This window comes from Oligoflexus sp., assembly GCF_035712445.1.
Taxonomy (GTDB): domain Bacteria; phylum Bdellovibrionota_B; class Oligoflexia; order Oligoflexales; family Oligoflexaceae; genus Oligoflexus.
This window is the reverse complement of sequence record NZ_DASTAT010000141.1, coordinates 12917-37676: the sequence shown is the minus strand read 5'-3', so window position 1 is coordinate 37676 and position 24760 is coordinate 12917. Positions and strand designations below refer to the sequence as shown.

At 55.4% G+C, this 24760-nt stretch carries 19 protein-coding genes and 1 other RNA gene; 9 read left to right on the top strand and 11 right to left on the bottom strand.

Features of this window, described 5'->3' with window-relative positions:
* The first annotated feature begins 102 nt into the window (after nucleotides 1–102).
* From VFO10_RS29805 to VFO10_RS29790, 4 genes are all read left to right on the top strand, one after another.
* Nucleotides 103–2250 (top strand): DNA topoisomerase VI subunit B, encoded by a 2148-nt coding sequence (locus VFO10_RS29805; protein ID WP_325145678.1) that lies wholly within the window; start codon nucleotides 103–105, stop codon nucleotides 2248–2250.
* Between the two features lie 15 nt (nucleotides 2251–2265).
* The gene (locus VFO10_RS29800; protein ID WP_325145677.1) at nucleotides 2266–3417 is read left to right on the top strand and encodes a hypothetical protein; all 1152 of its coding nucleotides are present in this window, start codon (nucleotides 2266–2268) and stop codon (nucleotides 3415–3417) included.
* 219 nt (nucleotides 3418–3636) lie between these two features.
* Entirely contained in the window at nucleotides 3637–3870 is a 234-nt protein-coding gene (locus VFO10_RS29795) for a KH domain-containing protein (RefSeq protein WP_141736834.1), read from the top strand.
* Between the two features lie 5 nt (nucleotides 3871–3875).
* On the top strand, nucleotides 3876–4880 hold the full coding sequence (locus tag VFO10_RS29790) for a glycoside hydrolase family 3 N-terminal domain-containing protein (RefSeq protein ID WP_325145675.1): 1005 nt from the start codon (nucleotides 3876–3878) through the stop codon (nucleotides 4878–4880).
* 67 nt (nucleotides 4881–4947) lie between these two features.
* Here the strand turns inward: VFO10_RS29790 and VFO10_RS29785 are convergent, their stop codons facing one another.
* From VFO10_RS29785 to VFO10_RS29750, 8 genes are all read right to left on the bottom strand, one after another.
* On the bottom strand, nucleotides 4948–6282 hold the full coding sequence (locus VFO10_RS29785; RefSeq protein WP_325145674.1) for a hemolysin family protein: 1335 nt from the start codon (nucleotides 6280–6282) through the stop codon (nucleotides 4948–4950).
* A 3-nt stretch (nucleotides 6283–6285) separates the two neighbouring features.
* Entirely contained in the window at nucleotides 6286–6834 is a 549-nt protein-coding gene (ybeY, locus tag VFO10_RS29780) for an rRNA maturation RNase YbeY (RefSeq protein WP_325145673.1), read from the bottom strand.
* A gap of 9 nt (nucleotides 6835–6843) precedes the next feature.
* Complete coding sequence (locus tag VFO10_RS29775) at nucleotides 6844–7137, bottom strand: hypothetical protein (RefSeq protein ID WP_325145672.1); 294 nt, start codon at nucleotides 7135–7137, stop codon at nucleotides 6844–6846.
* 69 nt (nucleotides 7138–7206) lie between these two features.
* Entirely contained in the window at nucleotides 7207–7932 is a 726-nt protein-coding gene (gene trmB, locus VFO10_RS29770; protein WP_325145671.1) for a tRNA (guanosine(46)-N7)-methyltransferase TrmB, read from the bottom strand.
* A gap of 44 nt (nucleotides 7933–7976) precedes the next feature.
* An RNA gene (rnpB, locus tag VFO10_RS29765) (RNase P RNA component class A) lies at nucleotides 7977–8371 on the bottom strand.
* 85 nt (nucleotides 8372–8456) lie between these two features.
* Nucleotides 8457–9935 carry a cache domain-containing protein gene (locus tag VFO10_RS29760; protein ID WP_325145670.1) on the bottom strand — a complete coding sequence of 493 codons (1479 nt, stop codon included), beginning with the start codon at nucleotides 9933–9935 and terminating at the stop codon, nucleotides 8457–8459.
* Between the two features lie 139 nt (nucleotides 9936–10074).
* The gene (locus VFO10_RS29755) at nucleotides 10075–10395 is read right to left on the bottom strand and encodes a hypothetical protein (RefSeq protein ID WP_325145669.1); all 321 of its coding nucleotides are present in this window, start codon (nucleotides 10393–10395) and stop codon (nucleotides 10075–10077) included.
* A 144-nt stretch (nucleotides 10396–10539) separates the two neighbouring features.
* Nucleotides 10540–12489 (bottom strand): 7TM diverse intracellular signaling domain-containing protein, encoded by a 1950-nt coding sequence (locus VFO10_RS29750; protein WP_325145668.1) that lies wholly within the window; start codon nucleotides 12487–12489, stop codon nucleotides 10540–10542.
* A 265-nt stretch (nucleotides 12490–12754) separates the two neighbouring features.
* On the opposite strand from VFO10_RS29750, the gene VFO10_RS29745 reads away from it, so the two are divergent.
* Together VFO10_RS29745 and VFO10_RS29740 are read left to right on the top strand one after the other, a co-directional pair.
* Entirely contained in the window at nucleotides 12755–15859 is a 3105-nt protein-coding gene (locus tag VFO10_RS29745; RefSeq protein WP_325145667.1) for a 7TM diverse intracellular signaling domain-containing protein, read from the top strand.
* Nucleotides 15860–15929: 70 nt separating this feature from the next.
* Nucleotides 15930–16448, top strand: coding sequence for a TspO/MBR family protein (locus tag VFO10_RS29740; RefSeq protein ID WP_325145666.1), 519 nt, complete (start codon nucleotides 15930–15932; stop codon nucleotides 16446–16448).
* Between the two features lie 28 nt (nucleotides 16449–16476).
* Here VFO10_RS29740 and VFO10_RS29735 read toward each other — a convergent pair whose 3' ends face one another.
* Entirely contained in the window at nucleotides 16477–16602 is a 126-nt protein-coding gene (locus VFO10_RS29735) for a hypothetical protein (protein ID WP_325145665.1), read from the bottom strand.
* 208 nt (nucleotides 16603–16810) lie between these two features.
* Between VFO10_RS29735 and VFO10_RS29730 the strand changes: the two genes are divergently transcribed.
* Both VFO10_RS29730 and VFO10_RS29725 read left to right on the top strand, forming a co-directional pair.
* Nucleotides 16811–18904, top strand: coding sequence for a methyl-accepting chemotaxis protein (locus VFO10_RS29730; RefSeq protein ID WP_325145664.1), 2094 nt, complete (start codon nucleotides 16811–16813; stop codon nucleotides 18902–18904).
* A 141-nt stretch (nucleotides 18905–19045) separates the two neighbouring features.
* Nucleotides 19046–21106, top strand: a complete 2061-nt coding sequence (locus VFO10_RS29725; protein WP_325145663.1) for a methyl-accepting chemotaxis protein — start codon at nucleotides 19046–19048, stop codon at nucleotides 21104–21106.
* A gap of 9 nt (nucleotides 21107–21115) precedes the next feature.
* Here the strand turns inward: VFO10_RS29725 and VFO10_RS29720 are convergent, their stop codons facing one another.
* Nucleotides 21116–22000: a sterol desaturase family protein gene (locus tag VFO10_RS29720; RefSeq protein WP_325145662.1), complete on the bottom strand. Its 885-nt coding sequence runs from the start codon at nucleotides 21998–22000 to the stop codon at nucleotides 21116–21118.
* A 216-nt stretch (nucleotides 22001–22216) separates the two neighbouring features.
* Between VFO10_RS29720 and VFO10_RS29715 the strand changes: the two genes are divergently transcribed.
* Nucleotides 22217–22762 (top strand): lipocalin family protein, encoded by a 546-nt coding sequence (locus VFO10_RS29715; protein WP_325145661.1) that lies wholly within the window; start codon nucleotides 22217–22219, stop codon nucleotides 22760–22762.
* 9 nt (nucleotides 22763–22771) lie between these two features.
* On the opposite strand, the gene VFO10_RS29710 is transcribed toward VFO10_RS29715, so the two are convergent.
* On the bottom strand, nucleotides 22772–24757 hold the full coding sequence (locus VFO10_RS29710; RefSeq protein WP_325145660.1) for a cation:proton antiporter: 1986 nt from the start codon (nucleotides 24755–24757) through the stop codon (nucleotides 22772–22774).
* Nucleotides 24758–24760 lie beyond the last annotated feature (3 nt).

Below are 24760 nucleotides of genomic sequence, written 5' to 3'. Positions count from 1 at the left end.
TCGCGCGGGGTAGGGACAGAAACCTGTGTATTTTGTATAGTTTAAGGTGGGCCATTGAATTGAGGCTGCAGCAGGCCTCAATTTGAAACGCAGGGGGAAGGGATGGCAGTCGGCAAGATCAAGGAACCAGCACAGATCAAGACCAGCAGTACCGCTGAGTACTTTGCCAAGAATCTGCAGCAGGTCGGCTTCTCCTCGCCCACCAAGGCGGTTCTGACGACGCTGAAAGAAGCGTTCGATAACTCTTTGGATGCTTGCGAGGAACACAATATCCTGCCCACGATTCGCGTTCTTATCGAACGGAAGGGCAAAGGCGCGACCAAGAACACCGATCTTGTGTTGATTCGCGTCGAAGACAACGGACCGGGCATTCCCGTCAAGGAACTGCCGATGGTCTTCGGTGAATACCTGGCCTCCTCCAAGTTCGGTCGCGGACGTTGCACCCGCGGCCAGCAGGGGATCGGTATTTCCGCGGCCACGACCTGGGCCATGCAAACGGCCGCCCAGGGTGTGAAGGTCGTCACCCGCTGCAAGGGGCAGAAGAAGGCCACGTCCTGCGTCATCGAAATCGATTTGAAGAACAACAAGGGCGTGTTCAAGGATAAGCAGGAAATCGACTGGGATCGTCCGCACGGCACCAGCGTCGAGTTCCTGATCGACGGCCGGGTGCAGATGAACGGTGAAGCCGGTATCATGGCTTTCCTGAAGAGCAACGTTCTGGTGAACCCGCATCTTGAGCTTCACTATAAGCTGATGGATGATGACGAGGTGCACATCGAGCGCGTGGCCACCAAGGTCCCGCATATTCCTGAAGCCACGGCCCCTCATCCGCACACCATGAAACTCGGCGAGTTCCTGGCGCACGGCAAGCTCTTTGGCAAGATTTCGGTGCGCGAGTGGCTTTTGACCGCCTTCTCGCGCGTGACCGACCAGGTGATGCAGGATATGGTGGCGAATCACGGCATTCAGAAGAAAATGCTGGATAACCCGTTGTCCGACTTGAATGAAGAGCAGCGCAAGGCGCTCTTTTCCGCGATTCAGAATGCCTCGCTCCTGCCGCCGTCCACCAACTCCGTGCTGGCGATCGGCGAAGCGGGCCTGGCCAAGAGCATCCTGCGCCTTGGTGAGGTTGATTATTTCTCGGTCGTCTCGCGCCGTCCGGCGATCTGCGACTTCAAACCCATCCAGGTGGAAGTGGCCATCGCCCGTTTGGAAGAACGTGGGAGCAAGGCCGAGGGCGAGGATGACGAAGCCTGCCAGGTTCTACGCTTTGCCAACCGCGTGCCGCTCCAGTTCGATAAGGCCGGCTGCGCGATTGTCAAAGCCATCACGTCGGTGAACTGGAAAGTTTACGGCATGAAGCAGGCGCGCGGGGCGCTGCCGCAGGGACCATACATTATAGCGGTATCCGTGGTCTCGCCCTTCATCAAATTCAAAAACGCCTCGAAGGAAACCATCGATGCGTCGGACGAATTGGTCGAAGAGATCCGCCGCGCCCTGATGCAAGGCGGGCAAAGACTGTCCCGTCACCTCAGGCGCGAGCACAAGGAAGCCCTCTTGGAAAGCAAGATGGCTCATATCGAGCAGTTCGCGCCGATCCTGGTCGATGGCCTTGTACGCATGACCCAGTCCAACGAGGACCGTCGCTCGGCCGCGCACAAGGGACTTCTGAAGATTCTGGGCCGCGATACGCAGGAGGCTGCGAAAGAGCTTGAAGAGGCCGAAGCCCAGCTCGAAGTGGCGATCAAGCGTAAAAAGAAGCGTCTGGGCGCCGCCTATGAACTGACTCTGGCCAAGGGTGAAAAATCCGACCTGGACCAGGATGATGAGGACGAGGATGAAAGCCCTCCGACCGATGATAGAAAGCGCGGCGGCAAACGCAAGAAATCGCGTGATGCGGTCGATGAAATAGATACGGATGAGCTGTCCGAAGAGGTCGAAGAAAAAGCGGCTTCCGGCAAGAAGTCCAAGTCCAAGGCCAAGGCCGTCGCGAAGAACAAGGCGGAAGCCGCCCGAGGAACCGCCAAAGCCATCGCGGCTGAACCGCAGCCTCAAGGCAAGGCCAAGGCGAAGGCCGACAAAGGCACGGGTAAAAAGACGGCAAAGCCAGCGGCCAAGGCCCCGGCAAAACCTGCGGCGGCGAAGCCTGCGGCGAAAAAATCCGCGGGTAAATCCGCGGCTAAGCCCGCGGCGAAGAAGGCCAAACCTAAGGCTTTGAAGAAAGTTCCCAGCAAAGGCAAGAAAAAGTAATCAAAGGAGTGGATGATGCGCGGCAAGGTTCTACAGCACGATATACCTGACTTGTCGATTGAGCTGTGCGAGAGACTGCTGAAGGATCTGGAAAAAGCCAAACGGCCGGTGATCGAAGCCACCAAGTGCAGTCTGGACAACGCCCTCTATGATTTCAAAGTGGGTTTCCTGACGCCTGGTAAGAAGAAAATCAAGACCGAACTCAATGTGGCTTCGGTGAAGAAAATGTCGCGCGCGGTCTTCATGCTGGAGATCCTCCTGCGCAACATCTCGACCGGCGCGGTCAACACCAAGCGTGAGCTTTACTATATTTCCAAAGGTGAAGTGAAGCACAACGCCTTCATGAAACCCATCGACTTCGCGGATCAGGACGAATCCGATTCCATCATCGACTTCATCTGCGAGATCCTCGAATGCTATCGCGAGGAACTCAACTGCTACGCCAACGACCGTGGGGGTCAAACCTACTCGCAGCAGCTGGTGGTCGAGGAAACCCTTTCGGATGGCGGCCGTGCGGTCATCGACCTTTCCCAGCTCGGTACCTCGCCATTTCAGCCGAAAAACCGGCCGCAGAATCTGCAGCTGAAGGCGCGGAAAAAAATCGACTACTGCCTGATCGTCGAATCGGAGGGTACGGCGAACACTTTGGTGGCCAATGGTTACACCAAACGTCATAACTGCATCCTGGTCGGTGCCCAAGGCGTTCCGTCGAACGCGGTGCGGGGCTGGCTGAAACGGATTCAGGATCAGCTGCAGGTTCCCCTCTATTTCTTCGGCGACCTTGACGCCTATACGATGCAGAATATCTACCGGACTTTGAAGGCCGGATCCGCCGCATCGCTGATTCGAAACTCGGATTATTCCGCGCCGGAAGTCAGATTTTTGGGCGTTTTGCCCGAGGATATCAAGAAATACGATTTGAACGACTACCCCGTAAAAGAGAACGATGCGCAGGAAGTCCGAGCCCTGAAGAAGGCTAAAGACGCCCTGGCGAACGATCCTTTCTTCCGTGACAAACGCAACAAGGGCCTTGCCGATATTCTGCGTTGGCTGCTTGAAAACAAGCGTCGCTGCGAACAGCAGGCGTTTTTCACCGTCGATCCACGTGATCCCACCATGCCAGAAAAAATCATAGTCGAGAAAATCAAGAACGGGATATATGTCTGATTTTATTCACAATTCTGGGCGAACTCAAAGCGCGTGGGAAAGGGCCTTGATCGGTGTTCGTCCCTACTCGGAAAAAATGGGGTGGGCCTCAGATTGCCTTCTTTTCTTCAACTGGAACTTTCTGTAAGATTGAAGATAGGAGAGGTTTAAGGCCTTGTGATTTGCGGTAACTGATTCACACGGAAGATTGATATGGCTGCTCAGCACGATGATGGTTCTATGAAGGCTCTTGTGGAGTACGTGGCGAAAGCTCTGGTGGATGAGGTCGATCGTATCGAAATCAGCGAGATCACGGGAAACCAGACCAATATCATTGAACTCAAGGTCGCCAAAGAGGATATCGGCAAGGTCATTGGCCGTCAGGGACGGACAGCGGACGCGATCCGGACTATCCTGAATTGTGCTGCGGCCAAGCTGAACAGACGTTACATCCTCCAAATCATTGACGAGTAAAAATAATGTCCCCAGATCAGGCCAGCGCAGTTATCCTGGCTGCGCTCGAAGGCACTTCGCTTTCCGCTGAAGAGCAGAAGTGCTTCGAAAGACTTCCGCCTGCAGGATTCACACTCTTCCGCCGTAATATTTCGCCTGAATTTGCAAGGGTCAGACGCCTTTGCACGAACCTTCAGTCCCTGATTCCGGCGAATTCGCCGCCCATGATACTGGCGATCGACCAGGAAGGGGGGCGGGTGGCTCGCTTGAAACAGCCTTTTCCTGATGGCGGGCCGGCCATGCTCCTTGCTGAAGGACGCGTGGATACGGACGCTCTTCTGTCGATTGAAAATCACGGTTACATCGTCGGGTCTTCACTTTTGGGTCTGGGCCTGAATGTGAACTTCGCACCGTGCGTGGATGTTCTGACCAACGAAGGCAACGTCGCGATCGGCGACCGCTGCTTCGGCCTTACGAGTGAGTCGGTGACGCAGCGTGCGTTTGCATACATGCATGGGCTCCAGGCCGCGGGCGTTTTGGGCTGTCTGAAGCATTTTCCCGGGCAGGGTGATGCCGGTGCGGATACGCATGAGCACGGCACAGTGATTAATGCCGACATGGAGACCCTTTACGCCCGTGAACTCGTGCCGTTTCTGGCTTTGATGAACGAATGCCCGATGGTGATGGTGTCCCACGCGGTTTATCCCGCCCTGGACCCGGATCATCCTTCGAGTCTTTCGGCGAAAACCATGCAGGGTTTTCTGCGTGATCGGCTTAAATACAAGGGTTTAATCGTTACGGATGATATGAACATGAAGGCCATCGCCCAGGACCGCGAAAGCTGGACCGCGGCGGTGATAGCCTCGGTGGCTGCCGGCGCGGATCTGGTTTTAGTATGCCGGGAATTGGAGCGCTACCGCTGGGCCGTGGATGCCCTGACGCGCGAGGCGCAGCGGAGCTTTAGCTTTCATCGGCGAATGAACGAAGCGCTCAAGAGGCTGACGGAGACCCGGGTTCGCTTGCGCAAATGAGATGACGGTGGGTCCTGGCTCCCCAGGTTCGCTCGCGCACATGAGATGACGGTGGGTCCGAGCGGCCCTAGCTCCCCGATTCCGCCGCGGATACCGCAGTCGGCTGCCGATGGCGGATCACCCGCAGGCGTTCGATGCGGTGGCGATCCACTTCGGTCACTTCAAACGTCAAATCCCCGTGCGTGACGGTCTGTCCGACTTCCGGCAGATGACCCAGGAGCTGGGTCATCCAACCCGCCATGGTATCGACTTCGCCTTCCACGTCCTTGGCAAAGGACTCATTCAGTTCGAAGAAATCCATGAATTCAGTGATGTTGACATAACCTGCCACATCATAGACATCCTCTTCGATCTGCAGGATGGCCGCTTCCTCGGCATCGAATTCATCCTGAATATCCCCGACGATTTCTTCCAGGATATCCTCCATCGTGACAAGACCCGCGGTCCCGCCGTATTCGTCGATGATGATGGCCATATGGTTCTTGGACTGCTTCAATTCCTTGAAGACTTCCATCAAAGGCTTGCTCTCCGGCACGAACTGCGGCTCGCGCATGACGGCCGTCAGCGGCACGGGCTGCTGGCTGTTATTCTTCCCGCGTTTGGGATCGGACAGATAACGCAGAAGATCCTTGGCGAAGACGATCCCCATCACGTTATCAATCTGCTCATCATAAACGGGAAGACGCGAATGACCCGATTGAATGATCATGCGCACGGCCTGGTCGATGCTGTCGTTTTTCTCAAGGGCAAAGATATCGGTACGCGGGGTCATGACCTCGCGGACCTTGGTTTCATCGAACTCGAAGACACCGTTGATCATATCCTTCTTCATGTCTTCGATGACGCCCGACTTCTCGCCGACTTCCAAAAGGAATTCCAATTCCTCTTCCGTGATCGCCGGCTGCAGCGTCTGATCGCTGCCGAGCTTTCGGATCACAAAGTTCGCCAGCTCGGAAAAAAGCCAGACCAAGGGAAAGAAAAGCCGATAGAGGACGTACATCACCTTCATCGAGATGCGGGCGACCTGCTCGGAGTTCGCGCGCGCAAAGGATTTTGGGATGATCTCGCCAAAGACCAGGAAAAGCAGGGTCACAACGCCGATGGCGATGCTGATGGCCTGATCCCCGAAAAAGCGCATGGCAAGGTCGGTGGCGACCACGGAGGCCAGGACTTTACAAAAGTTATTGAAGATGAGGATGGTGGTCAGAACCCGTGATGGTTGCGAGAGCCAGAGCCGCAGGGAATGCGAGGTCTGAGCCTTTTTATTCGAAACCATATGCCGCATTTTATGGGCGCCGAGCGAAGTGATCGCCGTCTCGGCCGCGGAAAAGATCGCCGCACCGATGATCGCAAGACCGATCACCAGCATTTCCATCAGATCATAGGATAAGCCAAATTCCATAGCTCAGCCTCTGACCTCGCAGCATCCCGCCCAAAGGGGACTTTGCTCGGCACGTTCGAGGAAAGCCATGATCGCCTGCTGTTCGGCTATCATACGTTGTTCTTCTTCTGCTTCCATATGATCATGCCCGCAAAGATGCAGAATGCCATGAACCAGAAGGAAGGCGGTTTCACGATCCAGACTGTGACCTATGCTTTCCGCATTGGCCAGAGCATCCTCGGGACTGATGATGACATCACCCAGCATCTGTGGGGGTTCATCCTCATTATCCGCATTGTCCGGCAAGGGCCACGAAGGAGCCGTGAAATGCAGCGGCTCGTCCCATTCCTCCTGCGGAAATGAAAGGACGTCGGTCGAGCGATCCTTGTCGCGATACTGCTGATTCAAAGATCTCATTTCGTCCTGATCTATAAAATCCCAGGACACTTCATAATCAGGCAAGCCGAGTCCGGCGCAAATGGCACGCGTCAGGCGTTCGATGGTCTCGGCCTGAATCTGAAATGTGTGCAGGGGCGTCTCGACGATGAATGAGGGACCACTGTCTGATTCCAAAGCTTTTTCCTACTCCTTGCGAAAACGACTTAAATTCACGGGCCCTTCGGGCTCAGCTTCGTCTGCGGGCTTCTTTTTGATCTTCAGCCCTCTCTGCATACTTTCCAGAGGGGCAACCTGGCAGCGTGGACCCCTGTGGGTATCCTGGCCCCGTGAATTCAAAGCTACCACATCTTGCGCGAATCTGGCGAGATCCGTTCCGGCCCACTCGGGCGCTGCAGAGCCCGCTGGTGGCTGGGCCGCATGATCCTTGAAAGCAAGGATGACGCCATCTTCTGGTTTTTGATAGGGTTTTTCGCTCATCCCGCCGAATCTCCTGTGTGGACTTCATACGATTCGGCAGCTTGGGGGCGAGTCTTGATGGGGGAAAACTTACAGATCAGTCCGAATCGACTCTTTGGCGATCCAGCAAAATTCATGGCGAGGTAAACCCTGCTCATGAAAGAGTCTTTCAAAACGACTGGTATAAATTTCGGATGGTAATCCATGACGCGTTTCGTTCGCAGTCCAGAGACGGTCCTGGAAACTGTCGCAAACATCAGCATAGTAAGGTTCGCAGTCGGTTTTGAACCAGAAGAACCCACCCGGCTTCAGTTTCCTGTGGAGGGTCTCCACGAAAGCTTTGTTCACGAGGCGGTTCTTCATCTGGCGTTTTTTCTGGACCCAAGGATCCGGGAAAAAAATAAAGATTCCGTCCAGTTCGCCATCCGCAAAGACCTGATCCAGGGCTTTGGCGTTGCACAGAACGCTCAGCAGATTTTTATGCGCCAGGCTCTGCGCTTTCTGCGCAAGCTTGACGACGCGTTTGAAGGTAATATCCATGCCAATAAATGCGGTATCCGGGTGGTCCGCCGCCATCTTCAGAATCACTTCACCAAAGTGACTGCCGATCTCCAGAATCAGCTCCCTGGGAGTTTCACCCATGTGCTCGGCCAGGTGCGGGCGCCACTGTCCCGGCAGACGCTCCATGGCGGGGCCATAGAGCAGGGGCAGATCACCGGATTCCAGGCCTTCCTTCAGAAGGGCCATGTAACGGTTGACCTCGGGGCGCATATGTTCCAGGGGATCCTGAAAGGGATTGACGTTCTTGATGGGCATGAAAAAGGGTTCCTTTGAAGTCCGGGAGGCGAGTCCACTGCACCTTAGGGGGCTATTATAAGCCGGATTCTGTCACGTCCCGAGGGACGTTGACTGTCATTAATCTGGGACTGACGTTACCGTCAGCCTCGGGCGGCCTACCCAAGGGCTCAATCGGGCCGATCTTGTTCAGCTGCGAAAACTTTCGTCATCCCAGCTGAACCCCTTTGTTTGGCCTTGCATCGAATGGGGTTTACCTAGCCAGCCTGTCACCAGGACTGCTGGTGAGCTCTTACCTCACCGTTTCACCCTTACCGGCCTCACCTTGCGGTCAGGCAGGCGGTTTACTCTCTGTTGCACTTGCCGTCGGGTTTCCCCGCCTGGCCGTTAGCCAGCATTCTGCCCTGTGATGTCCGGACTTTCCTCGACTCCGTTGCCGGAACCGCGACAGTCTAACCCTCATAGTACGATGGACTCGCCTATCGGAGTCCTTGGATAAGAGAAAAGGAGCAGTCTGTCAACCAGGATAAGTGGAAGGCTCAGGTTTAGGCAGCCCGTGAGACATCGTGGTTTTCGCTTGCGGCTGCGTCCTGGCCTTGGACCACACGCATCAGGCGCAGCACAGCAGCATCCAGCTGGCCCGACTGCTCGACGAGGTCGGTGCTGGATTCACTCGTTTCCATCGACGTGGAGGCTGCTTTTTGAGTGGCCTGATCAATCTGCGTGAGGGCCAGGACCACCTGGGCCATGGCACGGGTCTGTTCCTGCGAGGCTTCCGAAATTTCGGACATCAGAGCGGTGGCGGATTCGGTCACGCCCACGATGCTTTTCAGATGAAGGCTCATTTCGTCCGCAAGGCGAGCCCCATTGCGGGTCGAATTGCTGTTGCTGCGGATGATTCCGGTGATTTCCTTCGAGGCCGACGAACTGCGCTGGGCCAGCGAACGAACCGCTTCGGCCACGACCGCGAAGCCTTTGCCGTGTTCACCGGCGCGCGCTGCTTCGATCGCGGCATTCAATGCCAGAAGATTGGTTTGAAAAGCGATCTCGTCGATCATCTGGATGATTTCCTCGGCGCGTTTGCTGGACGCGACGATGCTCTGCATGGCGCCTTGCATCTGCTCGACATCCTGAAAGCCCGCGCGTGCGGTTTGCAGGGATTCATCAGCGAGACTTCGGGCTTTCAGCGAACGCTCGGAATTTTCCTTGATCATGCGGGACACCGATTCGGTGGTGGCTGCGGTTTCTTCCAGGGCGGCGGCGTTTTCCGTCGTGATATTGGCCAGGAGCGAGCTGGTCTCATTCAGAGTGCTTCCCGCGTGGCGCACGGAATGGCTGCTGCGGGTCACGATCTCCACGGACTGATTCACTTCACGAACCAGACGGAAAGAGACGCTCAGCACAAAGATCGCGACGACGGAAAAAAGCGCGACCGAGATCGCGATCATGCGCCACAGAACGGAATAAAAGGTTTGGTTGACGTCATCCAGATAAACGCCGGCGCCGATCACCCAGTTCCACTTGGGAATGAGCTTCACAAAGGACACCTTGGGGACGGCGGCGCCATCGGCTTGTTTGGGAGCGGGCCAGTGGTATTCCACAAAGCCTTCGCCCTCGGCGCGGACGATATCATTCATGGCTAAAAAGAAACGCTTGCCGGTGGGATCTTTCATCTCGGAAATATCCTTGCCGTTCAGGTCCGGCTTTATCGGATGGCTCACCATGCGCGCATCCAGATCGTGTATCCAGAAATAATTATCCTGATCAAAGCGCGAGCCTTGGACGATGTCCAGCGCGCGGGCGCGAGCTTCGTCATCGGATATGGTTTTCTGAGCGGCGGCATCGATGAGATGCTGAATCATCGAGGCCTGGGCTTCCACCAGATGTTTCGTTTTGGTGAAGCGGCCATCGAGCATATTGCTGCGGAATTCCCGGATCACATAAGCCTCGACAGCCAAAAGGCCCGCGAAAACGGTGAAGCCAAGAATCAGAAGTTTCGATTTCAGACTGGAGGTAAACGCCATAGCTGCCTCATTGTGAAGGTCCGCCTGGTGTTTCATCGGAAAAGCCGAAGAATTCTGTAGGGATGGTCCCGGAGCTGCGCCGCGGATTGCATTCGGCGCAAGGGAAAAGCCGCTGATTTTTGTGAACGACCAAGCGGCTCTAAGGAGCGCTGATGACTTCGAGCAAAAGCTCCTGGGCTTCGCGCAGGATAGCCAGGATTTCCGGGCGATTCATCTGACTGACATCGCAGCGGTGCAGGCCGTCGGGGAAGTCGAAACCCAGATGGGCCAGCTCTTTCATCAGCGCCTTGTAGCGCAGGCGGTGCTCGATGTCCCAGACATGAATCTGCTGGAGTTTCAGGTCATCGACGACCAGGGAAATTCTTTGACACAGATGCCGCCGCTCACAGTTTTTGCAGTTTGATTTCAAAGCTGCGGTCGCCGAGGTGACCAGAGCATTTTCCAGAACCCGCGCTGTCATGGAACCTCCCTTCATGCGTCTCTATGCGAAGCCATGAGGAAAGGATTGCAAGCTTGCGGCCAAAGCCATTATGGCAAACAAATCGGGGTTTTGGATGCCAAGGGGACCTGGGTTTGCGGGGGATTCAGCGCTGTCTGCGGAACTTCACGCTCCCTGGCGCAGCGCCTCGGGCGTTTCCTCGTGCGCGAGGATTTGGAAATAGACTTTGCGAGCATCCGGATCATCGCGCACAACCTCATGGTGCGCTTTCAGATCAAAGATTTCGAGCGAGGCCTGGGTGCTGTCGTGCAGATGCCGAAACACGCGTTCCTGGATGCTGAGGATGCTCTGCCGCGCGCTATGCCGCAGAAGGACTTTGCGCATGGCCTCATAGCGGGTCGCAAGGATGATGGCGCGACCGTAAAGGTCATACTCCCGCACGCCGGTAGCGGGATAAAAACCGGCGATCGAATCCATGGCAATCCCGATGCCGCAGTGGATAGGCTCGCCGTAATTGAAGAGCCGCACCTCCTCCTGGAAGGCCGCATGGAATTTCAAAGCCAGTTCATAGGCGCCCTGGGCCATCGAGCTATGTGTGGATCGGAAAGGATATCCCACGCTGCAAAGAAAGCCGTCGCCCAGCTCTTTGATGCGGTAGGCGCCGGCCTGCAGCTCGCGTCCATCATAACCTTCCATCATGATCTCGTTGCAGCGTTGGAACACGCGATGGAAAAAATCCTTGGCCTTCTCATGCTGAATGGTCGAGCTGGAAATGATGTCGAAGCTGATCACGCACGCTTCGCCATCATGAGTGGGCATGGTCTCCTCCAGCTGAAAACCGGATTTGATCATCCCCAGCTGATGCGGATAGAACACCTTGGTCAGCTGATCGTAGCTATGCGCCTTGGCTTTCTGCTCGGCATGCATGCGGGTCTTGAAGTCCTTCAGCTTATTGGCCTGCGCCAGGGACAGGAGGCAGATTTTCAGACTCAGGAACGTCACCTGGCTGTACTTGGTGAAAAGATTCAGCGGCAGTAGATCCATGAAATTGGCGATCTGGCTGCTGGCGCCCAGCATATAGATGATCCAGGCCACCATGTAGATCTTCACATAGGTCTTCGCATGATCTTTGCGAATCTCAACGAGGCCCGCATAGAGACAGACGAAGATCGCGGCCGTTGCGATCAGGATGCAGGCATAGGTGGATGCATAGGTCAGGACCGGGGCCAGGATTATGGTGGGGACACAGGCCCAGCCCACGCCCCGCACCCAGGTCGCCAGAGGCGAGGCGCGCGGTATATCCAGGAACTGGGGAATGAAGATCATGGTGGCCAGCACGACGACACAGACGCAGATGGACCCCAGATAATCCACCGTCAGATTCATGCCGAACCATTCATAGCTGAGTTCCGGCAGCAGGCCGAGAGCGAAGATCTGATAGAAAAGATGGGCGGCGATGAACCAGGTGTAAACGAGGAAGATGGGCTCGCGCAGACTGATATAGATGAAAAGGTTATAGACGAGGATGATGAAGAGCCCGCCCAGGATAACATCCACAAAGCTTCGCACCGAGCTTTCATGGCGATAGAAACGGGCAGGCGACCAGATGCGGATCGGCATCTGAACGCTCGTGTTGCCGAAGCCGCTGAAATAGAATTCGTTGAGTCCAGCTTTGAGCGGGACGAGGATGGTATAGCTGCGGGTCTTCAAATCCCTTCGGGAATAGGGGGCCTTCAGGCCCACTTCTTTTTCCTTCCAGCCATCCGGCGTTCGGATATAGAGATTGAAGTGACTGAGAAAGAAATAGTCGATGTGCATGACGACTTCGCGATCACGGTCGCTTGTGATCGAAAACCGACCGATGATGGTGTCGCGCGTCATCCCGTAGTTCAAGACAGCTTCGTTCGAGAGGATATTCGGGCCTTGTTCCAAAAGATCCTGAATCTCTGTAAAACTCCGCGGATGGCGGGGTATAACGCGATATTCCACATGGGATCCGATCGCCTCGCCGTCCCAATCGGCGCCTTCTTTGACTTCAAAAGACGAGGCAAGAGCCTGAGTCACCAGCAAAAGCCAGAACCCAATTACCTGCAGAGTTTTCAACAGCCTCGTCATTCTATTCTCAAAAAGATATATGCGCAGGTCTTCTATCGGCCGGGCCGTGTTCAGGATCAATTTTTTTAACTGCGGATTTCCGGTGACTCATAAAGGTGATTACCGGTATACACCAGAGTTGCATTTCACCTCTTACTTCTGGGTCAGAATCCTGGCAAGGCATCCGATTTGATTGGCGGAAAAAAAAGTTTGAGTCGCCCCCCTTCATGAACGCAGCTGAAAACCGAAAAAGAGGGGTCCTATGATTTTTGGCAAAGGGTGCATTTTGTTGCGATTCAGCTGGTTCATCATCCTTCAGACCCTCTTCCTCGTCCTGACGCGCCCCGCGCTGGCGCAGGCGCAGGATGAAATCCGGGTCTATACGCTGTCTGAACATGAACAGGGTTCGGATCTGGCGCCCTATATTTATTACTACGAGGATAAATTCAGTAAGCGCACGCTGGCTCAGGTCAGCAAACCCCAGTTCAAGCGATTCAAGCTTAATCCCAAGCGTTCTCTGGCTTTCAGCTACACGGCCTCGACCATCTGGCTCCGTTTTGCCGTCCAGAACCCATCGGAGCAGGACCGGACGGTGGCCTTGAAGATTGATTATCCCCTGCTCGATGAAATCTCCTTCTATGATGCCGGCGCGGACGGTTTCGAGGAAACCCTGTCCGGGGATATGCGCCCGTTTGAAGAGCGCTGGCTCAAATATCGCAACTTCGCCTTCCCGACGACGATCGCGGCCGGGGAAACGAAGACCTATTTTCTGCGGGTGAAATCCAGCAGCACCGTGACGCTGCCACTGCAGATCTGGGAGGCCGACACGCTGCGTGAGCATGCGTCTGATGATGGACCTGCGTTCGGCGTATACTTTGGCTGCATCCTTGCGATCCTTCTCTACAACGCCTTCATCTTCGCCTCGACGCGAAGTCGCGCATACCTTGCCTATGTTGGTTTTCTGACCTCCAGCATTTTCTTCTATCTGTCCTGGACCGGCGTCGGCGCCATGTATTTCTGGGGCGACAGCCAGTGGATGATTCAAAGATGCTGGCCCGTCAGCGGCGGCTTTGTAGGCGCTTTCAGCACAGGCTTTTTGCATCTCTTCGTCGATCTGGATCGAAACGCGCCGCGACTCGCCCGCATCAATCGCGTGGTGATGTATACCACAGCGACCTTTGGCTTTTTGAATATGGCCCTGCCCCTTGGGCTCGCCTATAAAATCGGCTTTTCCTGCGGCGCTTTCAGCTCTTTCTATGCCTTCGGTATTGCTGTCTACATGACCATGAAAAAGAACCGGCAGGCGGTCTTCTATATCATCGCCTGGTCGGTGTTCCTGACTTTCATCGCGTTAAGCTCGCTTTCGGTCATGGGGCTTCTGTCCCTGCCGATGGTCATCGGCTCTTATGGCAGTCAGATCGGTTCCGCCTTGGAAGCCATCCTTCTGTCCCTTGGTCTCGCCGACCGCATCAACGTGATGAAAAAGAAGGAACTTGAACAGTCCAATCACATCATCGAAGGCCTCCGCAAAATCCAGGTCCTCAAAAATCGCCTGGAAGCCGTCCTGAACGCCACCAAGCAGATGTCCGAGCACTTGGAAAAGACCCATGCGCTGCAGGCCGCCAGTCATCATATCCAGAAGGAACTGAGCAATCTTGAAACCCGGCATGTCTGGTTTTTGGAGCAGGATGAAAGGACCGGCGACGTCCGGCGCCTGGTCTTGAGTGAAGATCAAGGCGATCACGCCAGCTGGGAAATGGAATGGCTCGATGCGCGCGAATGCGTGCGAAATCAGCGGGAAATCATCGTTCCCGTCATCTGGAAAGGCCAGCGCTTCGGTGTGTTCTGCATCGGAGTCCTGGACGAGAATACGCCGCTGCCGCCCGAGGATATCCATTTTCTGGAAACCATGATGCAGTCGCTGGCTCTTTCGCTGCAGAACATTGATTATCAGAATAACCTGAAGGATATGGTGGAAGCCCGGACAGCGGAACTCCATAAGGCCCTGCGCTCCTTGACCGAGCGGCAGAGGAAGGTTGATGACATCCTTGTCAACATCGAGCAGGGTATCTTCACCTTCGACGAGCACTTCCATATCGGCGATGAATACTCCCAGCACCTTCTGGACATCTTCCGCATTAAAAAGTCGGACATGTCTCATCTGACCATCAACGATCTGCTTTTCAACAATACCGAAATGAGCCTGGATAAGCAGAATACCGTCATCGAATCTTTGAAATCGAGCGTGGATGTCGAGGCCTTCCTTTGGGATGCCAACACCCATCATCTGCCCCATGAGATCGTGAAGCTCTATCCGACCGGCCCGCGCAATATCGAGCTGGAATGGAAACCGCTGGCCAACGCCGACGATCATGTGGACCAGGTCATGGTCGTGGCCAAGGACGTGACCGAACGCCGCGCCCTGCAAAGGCGCTTGGAAGAGGAAGAGGTCCAGAAGAAGCGTTTCATCCAGATCCTCACCCGCATGGTGTCGATCGACAAGAACATCCTGGATGGCTACTTCGCCGAAGTGCAGAAGGATATCAGCCATATCAAAGATGAAATCCAGGGTCATTTCAACGACACGCTGGTCTTCCGCATGCTGCATACCATGAAGGGGCTGAGCCGCTCCTTGAAATTCGATCAGCTGTCGGCGATCATTCATGAATGCGAGGGCGTCATCGTCGAGCCCGCCCATAATATCCAGCAGAAGCTCGAAAACTTCATTCCGAAATTCAAGGAAATGGAGGGATGCTTCAGCGAATACATGCAGGTCTATGATCAGGTCTTCGGCATGCACGTCACCGATCTGCATAACTGGAACCTGATGCAGTTCCTGGCCCAGGTCCTGCCTGAACGCTTGGATGCGATCCGTAGCCAGAATTATCCGATCGAAGCGATCAGCTGCAACGATCACGTGATGAACTGGAATATCGAGGTCGTCAGCGATCTGCGCGAGATCCTTTTGCATCTTTTCAATAACAGCCTCGATCACGGCTTTATCCTGCCCTTCGGCCATCAGCTGGTGAAAAAGCCGATCCGCATCGATCTGAATGCCCGCATCGTCGACGATCACGTGGAGATCACGCTGGAAGATTATGGCGCCGGCATCGATGTCGAGAGGCTGGTCGCCAAGGCCAAATCCCGCGGGATAGCCTTTGACCCGAACGAACCTTATGAACTCATTTTCCACGACGGACTCTCGACGGCGCAGAAAGCGACCATGACCAGTGGCCGTGGCGTAGGCCTTGCCGCCGTGCGCAGCCGCGTCTCGGATCTGGGGGGCACCCTCACGTATGGCTCGCTGGATCACGTCGGCACCAAATTCGTCATCCGCGTGCCCTGCGCGATCGCAGTGGTCGAAGCTCCCCATCTGCAAAAAGTATCCTGACCCCAGAGGCCTCATGGCTTGATATTTGCTTTATCCCCCTCCGGAATAAAACCGTGATGGGAGTATCTTTATGAAAGCCACAAACTTCGATCTATCAACCGGGCAGAGCGCGGCTGTCGCGCTCGGTGGAACTGTCCTGGCGGCCACTCTCGCCCGTACGATGGCGCCAACGCCTGAAAAAGGCGCCACCAAGCATTGGTATGATAAGCTGGAAAAACCGGCGTTTCAGCCGCCCAAAAAGGCTTTTGGTCCGGTCTGGATGGCTCTTTATGCCTCCACAGCTGTCGGGGCTTACCGTCTTCTGAAAGCTCCACCCAGCCCGGCGCGCAGCAAGGCTTTGTCACTCTGGACAGCGCAACTTGGCCTGAATGCTGTATGGTCCAAGCTTTTTTTCGGACAAAGGAAAGCCAAGGCAAGTCTCGTGGATAGTGCGAGCAATCTGATTGACTCAGCAGCACTGACCTATTATGCGGCCAAAGTGGACAGGCCTGCAGCCCTGCTCTTTGCGCCGATGGTGGCGTGGCTGGCTTTGGCGACCAGCGTGAACGAGGAAGTTTGGCGAAAAAATCCAGGAGCCTTCCGGGATTGAAGCATCCAGGCCGGCCCCGGCCGGCCCCTTAAGTGCAGCCTCGCAGAACGTAGAAGAGCACGAGTATGGGCAGCGGTACACCGAGAAGCCAGAGCAGTATCCAGCCCACTTTGCCTTCACTATGGTTCTTCGAAAAAGGTTTCAAGATCTTCATGCGTAAGCTCCTTCCAAACGCTGCAATCAGCTGATCAATGCATTGCAATCCGCAGGCCAGGGTTCAGCTTTCGCGCCTCGCCTGCTGCTTGATTTTTGCGTATTGCGAAAGTTAACATTTCCGCCGAAATTTTCAGGATTGTTAACTTATAAACTCTCCCCTCGATCCGAAAGAGAAGCAGCTGAACCCATAGCCGTTGCGAGGAAACATGGCCTTTCATTGGTACACAAAGCGCAGTTTGCGTTTCCGCATGCTCCTGACGAGTTTGGTTTCACTGCTCTTGACTGGCTTTATCTGCACAGCCATAGGCGGATTTCAGATTGCCGACCTTTCGATGACGGGTTCACGATCCCAGGCCCAGCTCGAACTGACGGCGACCTCCACGGATATTCAAAAACGCCTGGATGGAACCTTTGATCTGGTCCGTACTCTGGCGCTGACGCTGCAGTCGTTTCGCGAGCAGAATCGCATGCCCCTGACGCGGACCGATGTGATTCAATCGCTTTCAAGCATTCTGAAAAACAACCCCAATGTGCTCGCACTCTGGACGGCCTGGGAACCGGACACCTTCGACGGGCAGGATAAAAAATTCATAAGCGCCGATGCCGCCCACGATGCTACAGGACGCTTCGTTCCTTATGTGGCGCAAGCCGGCGATGGAAAAGTCTCCCTGGAACCTTTGAAGGATTATGAAGCCCCGGGAGCAGGTGACTATTATCTTGTGGCTCGCCGCCTTCGTCAGGAAGTGATCGTCGATCCTTATCTTTATTCGGTCAACGGCAAGGAAACGCTGATCACCTCGATCGTGGTGCCGGTGATGGTGCAGGGTAAATTCCTGGGTGTGGTGGGGGCCGACGTCAGTCTCGCCTTTCTGCAGAATCTTCTGAATGAACGTCTGCAGGGCCGTCCTCAGGAACGCCTCATTCTTCTGTCGCAAGCGAACAGGATCGCGGCCTTCTCGGGTTCGCCGCAATGGATTGGCAAGACCATCAGCGAAGTGAAAGAGGACCATTACGAAGCCCTGAGCGCAGAACGTTTGAATACCAAGGATTCGGTGCTGCTTGGCGATATCAATCTTTCGAGCGTGAAAACGATCAACTTCGGAAAAGCGGAGATGCCCTGGCATCTGGAGTCCGTTATTCCCAAAGCCAAAATACAGAAGCCGGCTCAGAATGCGGTCATGATGCTCGTCGGTCTTGGCGGCCTTGTGGCCATCATATCCTTGATCCTGAGCAGCTGGAGTCTGACCCAGGTCAGTCGCGAGCTGCAGAATGTGGCGAAGCGCCTCGGCAGCTCCATCAACCTTGCAATTCACACGGCCAGGTCCCTGCGGGAAACATCCAGCAAATCGTCAAGCGCGGCCACCGAGCAGGCCTCGGCCATCCAGGAAACTGTGGCGACTCTGAATGAAATCACCGCCATGGTCAATCGCAGTGTCGAAAGCGTCAGCACATCATCCCAGAAAGCGGAGAACAGTTTTGCGATCGCCAATGATGGGAAGCGCGAGATGGATCGCATGCGGCAATCCATACATGATATCGAATTCGCCATCAGCCAGATGATCGAGCAGATCCACGAAAACAATCAGCGCATAGGCCAGACCGCAGCGATCATAGATAAAATCGCGGAACGCACGAGCGTGATCAACGACATCGTCTTTCAGACCAAGCTTTTATCCTTCAACGCCTCGGTCGAGGCCGCGCGGGCCGGCGAGCATGGCAAAGGCTTTGCGGTGGTGGCCGAGGAGGTCGGTAACCTTGCGCGGATGAGTGGACTCGCCGCGACGGAAATCGCCACACTCTTGCAGACCAGCCGCAAGGACGTTCATGCCATCATTCAGCATTCGCAAAGCCAGGCGGTCACCTGGATGGAAAGCGGCAAGCAGAAAGTGGGAGCCGGCGTGGCCATAGCCGATCGCTGTGATGAGATCCTGAGTGAAGTCGTCGAACAGGTCGGCTCTGTGAAAAACCTGATGGAGGAAATCCTCAGGGCTGCGAAAGAGGAGGCCGAGGGCGTGAACAATATCACAGGCGCGATGAACGAACTCGATTCGGCCACTCACTTGAATTCAGACATGGCGCATGAAACCCTGGGCTTCTCCACGGCCTTGAGCGATGAAGCCCAACATTTGAATCAAGCCGTGCAGCAGCTGTCAGCGGTGATTATGGGTCAGACGGAAACTTTGAGCAGCGCGGCATCCGAGCCCAAGGCCATAGCCGCAAACGTGCGGGATATCCGTAAGATCGCTGAAGAAAGCTCGTTTGAAGACGAGGATAACGAGACCCTCGATCGGGCTTCATGATTCAGACCGGGGCAGCGCCAGCCGCTGCCTTTCTTACTCCTTCGTAAAGAGTCCTGGATACAGTTTTACTCTTCGTGAACCGAAGACCCTCCTACAGTTCACAAGCAGTGGAGCTCTTTCTCTATGGCAATGAATGGGTACATGCAGCGTAGTTTGCGGTTTCGCATGCTGGCGACAAGCCTTATGGCTCTTTTGCTGACCGGACTTATCAGCAGTCTGATCGGTGGCTATCAGATCGGCGAGATTTCGATGGAAAATTCCCGGGGCGAGGCGCAGCTGGAGCTGGCCGCCGCGTCGACCGAGATCCAGGGAAGACTCGACGTCACCTTCGATGTGGTTCGCACTCTGGCGCAGACTCTGCAGTCGCTTAAAGAACACGATCACATGCCCTTGAGCCGACAGGACCTGGTGGAGGTGCTGACGGTCGTTCTCAGGAATAATCCCAACGTCCTTGGATTCTGGACGCTGTGGGAACCCAATGCCTTTGACGGGCAGGATCAGAAATATGCGAACACACCCTTGCATGACGCGACCGGCCGCGTCGTGCTTTACATGCTTTATGGGGCGGATGGAAAGATCACAGGCGAAGCCAATCGCGATTATGAAGCGAGCGGTCCGACCGGGGAATACTATCAGGTTCCGCGGCGCCTCATGAAAGAAGTGATCATGGATCCTTATATCTATAACAAGGTGCTGATGACCTCCCTTATCGTGCCGATCGTGGTGCGGGGAAAATTTCTGGGCGTGGTCGGCGCGGATGTGAAGCTCGATTTTCTGCAGCAGCTTCTGGATCATCATATCCAGGGTCGACCTCAGGAGCGCCTTGTGCTCCTGTCGCAGTCGAAGAAAGTCGCCGCGTTCTCAGGCTCGTCGCAGTGGATTGGCAAGTCCATGACCGAGGTCAAAGAGGACGCTTATCAGCCGCTTGATGACGCGCGCCTGAGCGGGAAGGACTCCGTCGTGCTCGGCGATACCTATCTGTCGAGCGTCAAGGCCTTGAACTTCGGTCAGACGGAAACGTTCTGGTATCTTGAATCTCTGATTCCGACTTCCGTCATCAAGGAGCCCGCGCGCCGTTCCGTGCTGATGCTCGCAGCCATGGCTTCCCTTGTTGCGGTCATTTTCCTGGTCCTGACCGGCCTGATGCTGACCCGGGTGAGTAAGGAGTTGCAGGAGGTGGCCACGCGGCTGAAAAGTTCCATTGGGCTGGCTGTGAAAACAGCCCACTCGCTGCGCGACACTTCAGGTAAATCATCCAGTGCCGCGACCGAACAGGCTTCGGCCATCCAGGAAACCGTGGCGACCTTGAATGAAATCACCGCCATGGTCAACCGCAGCGTGGATAATGTCAGCAGTTCGGCGCAGAAGGCAGAGAACAGCTATGCGATCGCCAACGAAGGCAAGCGGGAAATGGATCGCATGCGTCAGTCCATGCATGATATCGAATTCGCCATCGGCCAGATGATCGAACAGATCCACGATAACAATAATCGCATAGGCCAGACGGCAGCGATCATTGACAAGATCGCAGAACGCACGAGCGTGATCAACGATATCGTCTTTCAGACCAAGCTTCTGTCGTTTAATGCCTCGGTGGAGGCCGCCAGAGCCGGAGAACATGGCAAGGGCTTCGCGGTAGTGGCCGAGGAGGTTGGCAACCTCGCGCGTATGAGCGGTGTGGCCGCGACCGAGATCAGCAGTCTTTTGCATGCCAGCCGCAACGATGTCAACGCGATCGTTGAACAGTCCAAGGCCCAGGCCATCAGCTGGATGGAGAAAGGCCGGGAAAAAGTCTCCAACGGCGTGTCCATCGCCGATCGTTGCGATGAGATCCTGAATGAAGTCGTGGAGCAGGTCGGCAGTGTGAAGACGCTGATGGAGGAAATCTTTACCGCCGCCAAGGAGGAAGCGGAAGGCGTGAACAATATCACGAGCGCCATGAATGAACTGGATGCGGCCACTCACCTGAATTCCGATATGGCCCATGAAACCATGAGTTTTTCCACGTCGCTCGAGGCCGAGGCGGAGATGTTGAATCGAACCGTGCAGCAGCTGTCCGATGTCATCCTCGGGCGTGGGGTTCAAGCCCAGGCTCAGTCAGCGAAGTCCGCAGCAGCTGTCGTGCCCTTGAAAAAAGACAAAGAGAAGAGTGGTTTCGAGGAGGACGCTGACGATCCCGAGGATTGGGAACGCGCGTCCTGACGAGGAAAATCAGCAGGCGGTTTGAGGCGCGGTGCCGTTCGGAAGTTTGTCATCGCGAGAGGCAGCCGCGGGAGCCCAGCCTGGCTTGCCGAAGATATAGGACAGCGCATGCTGGAACTTTGTGCTGCCCTTCACATCCTTTGCGATCTTCACGAATTCATGAGTATTGATCCACAGCAGGTTATGGCTTTCCAGCTGCTTCACAAGACCATACTCCACCTTCTCCTCTTCTTCCGCGAAGGTGCCGAACATGCGATCCCAAAGAATCGTGATGCCGCCATAGTTTTTGTCCAGATACTGCTCATTGCGGCCGTGGTGCACGCGATGATGCGAGGGTGTGCTCAGGATATATTCGAGGAAACCCAATTTTGTGATGTATTCATTGTGCAAAAGCACCTGATAAAGACGAACGACCATGTAAGCGACCATGGTGACTTCGGCGCTGAAACCGGCGAGGGGAAGGATCACCCAGAAAGGCCAGCGCAGAAGGCCTTCCAGCCATGAGAGGCGGACCGAAGTCGAAAAGTTGTAGAAGGTGGAACTGTGATGCACATTATGGACGGCCCAGAAGAGGCGAACCTCATGGCCGGCGCGGTGATACCAGTAGAAGGCGAAGTCGGAGAGAAGGATCGCCAGCGGCCAGGCCCACCAGTTATTCATATCAATGGCCGCGAACTGCGCATGCTCAGCCACCATCTTCATGGCGAAGAACATGATGCCGGTCCAGAAGAGATTGGTCACGATGCGATCGCCAAGGCCTATCGAAAAGTTGATGGCCAGATCCTTCCAGGGATAATGAGTCTTATCCGATTTCAGATCGGTGATCTTACGGATGATGGCCTCACCGAAAATCATGGTCGGAACGAATATCCAGGAAAAGCTATTGATATCCATGGGGTACAATCCTTCTTCCAAACCAGCCCGTGAATCCGGGCTAATGTGACACCCCTATCTATACTAAAAAGCAGCTAAAGGGAAGAGTCTGCCGCAATTTTGTGCGCTCAGGGTGTTATCTTTCCTTGCACACAACTGAAAATTGGGACTATAAAGGAAAAAGTGATGCATAAGTTGTGCATCAAAGTAACGTGTGCAAGAACCAGGAGTTCACTCATGAAAATGACATGGTTTTCCCGCTTGGCATTCGCCGCCGCGCTGACCTTCGGCGCTCAGGCCTCCACTGTTTCTGCAGCTGAACTTGAGACGGTGAGTTTTGTGGATGTGAACCAGTACCTCGGCAAATGGTACGAGATCGCACGTCTGCCCCAGATCTTCCAGCCCGGCTGCACGGCTGTGACGGCTGAATATTCCTTGAATGATGATGGCAGCGTGAAGGTCTTCAACTTCTGCCGCATCCTCGATCCTGAGCGCGGTTTCCCCATCAGCATCACCGGCAAGGCTGTGCCGGTCGATGAAACCAATTCGAAACTGGACGTCAGCTTCTTCAATGGACTCACCAATGGCAAGTACTGGATCCTTGAGCTGGATCCCAACTATCAGTGGGCTCTGGTCGGCGATCCTGATCGCGTTTCGCTCTATGTGCTGAGCCGCACACCAACCCTTGATGATGCTGTGTACCAGGACCTTCTGAAAGCCGCTGTGGAAAAACACGGCTATGATATCTCGCGCCTGATCAAGACCAAACAGTTCCGCGACTAAGTCACGCGCCTAACCAAATAAAGGCAGCGCGGATTCGATGGCAGCCGTGGACCCGACCACATACACGATGTCTCCTGCTAAAAGTGGTTTATGGGGATCGGGTTCACTGAAAAATTCCGGGCCGCGCCGCAGGGCTATCATCAAAAGGCCCGTGGTGCTGCGGAGTTTCAATTCCACCGGGGATTTTCCAGCCACCTTTGCGTTCTCGCGCACCAGCATGCTTTCGATTTTGATGCCATCCATACCGCCCGACGCCTGCAGCTCGGGACGCGGAACCTTGATCGCCCTGGGGCTTTCCTGCAGATCACGCCGGACGGCATGAACGCTATCATGGATGACATTGCGCGGCTGTTCGAGCAGACGCAGAATGCGGGCTATCATCTCGACCGCGCCTTCCACTTCCTCGGCCACGACATCAGCCGCACCCAAGGTCAGAAGACTCTTTTTTTCCCGCAGATAACGCGTCCGCATCAGAATCGGTACATCAGGCGCCACTCTTTTAGCGGTATCGACCACCCGCTGGGCCGCTTTCGGATCATCCATCATCAAAACCAAAAGCCGCGCTCGGGACAGGTGCGCATGGCCCAGCGCTTCCTCACTCGTGGCGTCGCCGTAAAAGACGGGCTGCTTGCGGACCTTGGCCTGCCGCACGATCTCGGCATTCAATTCCAAAACGATATGGGGAACGCCGCAGCGTTCGAGAGCCCGCGCCGCTTCACGACCGGCAAGACCGAAACCGATGATGACCACATGATGCTCGGGCTTATCGCGACCCTCATCGAATTCATCAATACTGCGGACGCCGAGGAGCCTTTCCAAAGGTGCCAGCAGTTTTTCACCGGCGGTGATATGCGGGGCCATGCGTAAAAGAAGAGGCGTCAGGAACATGCTCAGAACACCCGCCGCGAGCAGCGGCTGCGTATCGGCGCTGGTGACGAGTCCATGATCGATGGCGAGCTTGGTCAGGACGAAACCAAACTCACCGAATTGCGCGAGGCCCACGCCGGCCAGCCAGGCCACGCGCGCGGGAAATTTCATGATCAGTGCGGATATCGTGGCGATCAGACCCTTCACGACGATCAGGCCGAAGAGCATCCAAAGCACAAGCTGCGGCTCATGCACCAGGACCGTCGGTTGAAAGAGCATGCCGAGCGAAATGAAGAAGATACTCACAAACGCATCACGCAGGGGCAGGATATCGCCCATCGCCCGCTGACCGTACTGCGTATCCGCCACCACCATTCCGCCCAGAAAAGCACCGAGCGCCAGGGACAGTCCGGCCAGCGAAGTCAGCCAGGCCGTGCCGATGCAAAGACCCAGGATGGCGAGCAGAAAGACCTCGCGACTGCGACTCGCGTCCACCCAACTGAGCCAGCGCGGAATCACGTGGCGCGAGATCGACCACAAAATCCCAACCAGCAGGACGGCCTTGCCCAAAGCGATCCCGATATCCTGCAGCGCCGCGAGCTGCGATTGCTCGCTCACCAGAAAGGGCACGATCAGGACCATGGGGACTACGCAAAGGTCCTGGAAAATAAGGGTTCCGACAATAAAACGGCCATGCGGAACATCCAGCTCCCGCCTTTCGCTCAGGGCTCTTAAAACGATAGCCGTGCTCGAAAGCGAGAAGACAAAACCATAGAAAAGACCGTGCGAGAGGGAAATACCGAGGCTGCTGGCTATGGCCACAGTCACGACTATCGTGAGGATGACCTGAAAAAAGCCGCCCAGTGCGACCTGACCGAAAATATGTTTCAGGCGTTTGGCGGAGAATTCGAGGCCGATGGTGAAGAGGAGAAAGACCACACCGATTTCCGAGAGGACTTCGATGGATTCGGTCGAACGTACCCAGCCCAGCCCATAAGGTCCGATTAAAGCACCCGAGGCCAAAAGCCCGGCCACCGCGGGCAGCTTCATTTTGGAGAGGATGAGGGTGACGAATACCCCGATGACCGCGATCAATGCCAATTCATTCAGAAGTGGAACCTGACTCATGTT

Excerpts from the sequence above, each read along its gene's own strand:
- VFO10_RS29795 (WP_141736834.1), top strand. The coding sequence starts at position 3,637 with ATGAAGGCTCTTGTGGAGTACGTGGCGAAAGCTCTGGTGGATGAGGTC.
- VFO10_RS29715 (WP_325145661.1), top strand. The coding sequence starts at position 22,217 with ATGAAAATGACATGGTTTTCCCGCTTGGCATTCGCCGCCGCGCTGACC.
- VFO10_RS29725 (WP_325145663.1), top strand. The coding sequence starts at position 19,046 with ATGCAGCGTAGTTTGCGGTTTCGCATGCTGGCGACAAGCCTTATGGCT.
- VFO10_RS29730 (WP_325145664.1), top strand. The coding sequence starts at position 16,811 with ATGGCCTTTCATTGGTACACAAAGCGCAGTTTGCGTTTCCGCATGCTC.
- VFO10_RS29720 (WP_325145662.1), bottom strand. The coding sequence starts at position 22,000 with ATGGATATCAATAGCTTTTCCTGGATATTCGTTCCGACCATGATTTTC.
- VFO10_RS29760 (WP_325145670.1), bottom strand. The coding sequence starts at position 9,935 with ATGGCGTTTACCTCCAGTCTGAAATCGAAACTTCTGATTCTTGGCTTC.
- VFO10_RS29735 (WP_325145665.1), bottom strand. The coding sequence starts at position 16,602 with ATGAAGATCTTGAAACCTTTTTCGAAGAACCATAGTGAAGGCAAAGTG.
- VFO10_RS29800 (WP_325145677.1), top strand. The coding sequence starts at position 2,266 with ATGCGCGGCAAGGTTCTACAGCACGATATACCTGACTTGTCGATTGAG.
- VFO10_RS29755 (WP_325145669.1), bottom strand. The coding sequence starts at position 10,395 with ATGACAGCGCGGGTTCTGGAAAATGCTCTGGTCACCTCGGCGACCGCA.
- VFO10_RS29740 (WP_325145666.1), top strand. The coding sequence starts at position 15,930 with ATGAAAGCCACAAACTTCGATCTATCAACCGGGCAGAGCGCGGCTGTC.
- VFO10_RS29750 (WP_325145668.1), bottom strand. The coding sequence starts at position 12,489 with ATGACGAGGCTGTTGAAAACTCTGCAGGTAATTGGGTTCTGGCTTTTG.
- VFO10_RS29710 (WP_325145660.1), bottom strand. The coding sequence starts at position 24,757 with ATGAGTCAGGTTCCACTTCTGAATGAATTGGCATTGATCGCGGTCATC.
- VFO10_RS29805 (WP_325145678.1), top strand. The coding sequence starts at position 103 with ATGGCAGTCGGCAAGATCAAGGAACCAGCACAGATCAAGACCAGCAGT.
- VFO10_RS29785 (WP_325145674.1), bottom strand. The coding sequence starts at position 6,282 with ATGGAATTTGGCTTATCCTATGATCTGATGGAAATGCTGGTGATCGGT.
- VFO10_RS29775 (WP_325145672.1), bottom strand. The coding sequence starts at position 7,137 with ATGAGCGAAAAACCCTATCAAAAACCAGAAGATGGCGTCATCCTTGCT.
- VFO10_RS29790 (WP_325145675.1), top strand. The coding sequence starts at position 3,876 with ATGTCCCCAGATCAGGCCAGCGCAGTTATCCTGGCTGCGCTCGAAGGC.
- trmB (WP_325145671.1), bottom strand. The coding sequence starts at position 7,932 with ATGCCCATCAAGAACGTCAATCCCTTTCAGGATCCCCTGGAACATATG.